The following is a 1,820-nucleotide window of genomic DNA, read 5'->3' on the forward strand; positions in this document are numbered from 1 at the left end:
CGCGGTGTCCGGTGTCCTCACTATCCGACACTGTCCGCTTGATTTGATTGAAAAAAAACCGGATCAATTTCCGGCTTGTACATAGAGGCGACCGACAACCCGTTTCGGGCTCTTTCGGTGCTTGGGATTGCCGCCAAACGTAGCGGCAGGTCGATGCGTCGGGGACGCGAGAAGTACAAGAAGGATAGCCCGCCAAGCGCACCTGTGCAAGCCGGAGAGACTGCGAATCGTGCGTGAAATTCGCGAGGTTACGTCGACTTGACTTTGTTTCTTTGGCGGTAGAGTTGGTCTGTCGATGTGCCACGTAGAGGGACTTGATCAAAGCTGAACCGAGCAAGTCCAACCAGATCAGGGGAAGTGGGACCGCGAGCAACAGCCCTGGTCTGGCTTGCTCGGTCCAAGTCCCCCCTAGTGGCACTTCGAGCCATCAACACCCATTAGGCACTCACCAAGGAGTATCGCTCATGAAAGTTTCGACCGTCGCAATCGATGTCGGCTATGGCAACACGAAGTCCGCATTCCCGCTCGGCTCTGACGTCGCCACCAGCATGTTTCCCTCGCTGGCGCCGCTAGCTGCGACCTCTTCGTTGACGCCGCACAGCGGGTCCATCCTACGTGCCAGGAACGTCGTCAACGTGGTCGTCGACGGGGCGCGATACGAGGTCGGGCCGGAGGTATCCATCAGCGCCCCGTACGGGAACACTGGCCGTTCCTTGTCCGAGGACTTTGTCACGACCCCGAACTACGCTGCGCTGCTGGGCGGGTCCTTGCACTATTCCAACGCGACCGAGATTGACCGCCTGGTGCTGGGACTTCCCGTGCACAACACCCAGAAGTACGCCGGCTACCTGAAGGACCGCTTCAGTGGTGAACTCGACTTCGGCTGGGGTCCGATCCGGGTGCACAACGTGCTGCCGCTGCCTCAGCCCATCGGAACATTGGTCACATTCATCCAGCAGTGCGCCAAGCAGTACGACCCCGACAACGCCTATCTCGTGATTGACGTCGGCTATTTCACGACCGACTGGGTGGTCGCACGCGGCTACACGATGGACGACACCCGAAGCGGTGGCGTGCCGGGCGGTGCATCGCGTATCTATCAGCAGGTGGCAAGGCTCATCTCTCAGGCCGAGGGCGCAGCGGTGGACAGCATCGAACGGATCGACAAGGCAATCCGCGAGGCTAAGCCGATGCTCTTCTATCGCAAGGATCTGGATCTACGCCCCTTCGTTGAAGAAGCCATTGCGGTTGCCCAACAGTCCGTCTTGGAAGTTCAAACACGTGTCGGTCGCACCGAGGATATTCGCGCCATCATCCTGACCGGAGGCGGAGCGAGCTTGTACGCNGCGTGTCGGTCGCACCGAGGATATTCGCGCCATCCTCCTGACCGGAGGCGGAGCGAGCTTGTACGCGCCAACGATTCAAGCGGCATTTCCGCACAACGACATTCACGTGATGGATGCGCCCTGCTTTGCCAATGTTCGGGGCTTCCATACGATCGGCTCTGCACGACATGTGTCGAAGTCTTCCTGAGCCGGCTGCACATGGACAAGCTGCAGATTACGATCACGCTGTCCCCCGAAGCCGCACCCGACCTGCTGGCCTATCTGCGACAGATACCCGGCGCTCGCGAGCGCGCCTTTGTATTTCGACTGCTCGCGCAGCACGGGTTGAGAGCGCTTGGCGGCTCGGGTCCCGTGGGATTGCTACCAGCACCCGAAAACACGCCGGCCAGAACGTCGTTCCCGTCGGGGGGCGCCGTCCCAACAGATAGCAATGTCAATATCAAGGAACACAGGCTAGAAGCGACTTCTCCGGTC

At 60.0% G+C, this 1,820-nt stretch carries 2 protein-coding genes; both read left to right on the forward strand.

Annotation, left to right across the window (positions count from 1 at the left end; all coding sequences use genetic code 11):
• Nucleotides 1-464: 464 nt before the first annotated feature.
• Nucleotides 465-1,345: PRTRC system protein D (locus CF70_RS30415; RefSeq protein ID WP_235185276.1), on the forward strand; the 881-nt coding region annotated here is incomplete at its 3' end.
• 199 nt (nucleotides 1,346-1,544) lie between these two features.
• A partial coding sequence (locus tag CF70_RS38485; RefSeq protein WP_235185277.1) for a hypothetical protein occupies nucleotides 1,545-1,820 on the forward strand: 276 nt, incomplete at its 3' end.

It is taken from the genome of Cupriavidus sp. SK-3 (assembly GCF_000611145.1).
Taxonomy (GTDB): domain Bacteria; phylum Pseudomonadota; class Gammaproteobacteria; order Burkholderiales; family Burkholderiaceae; genus Cupriavidus.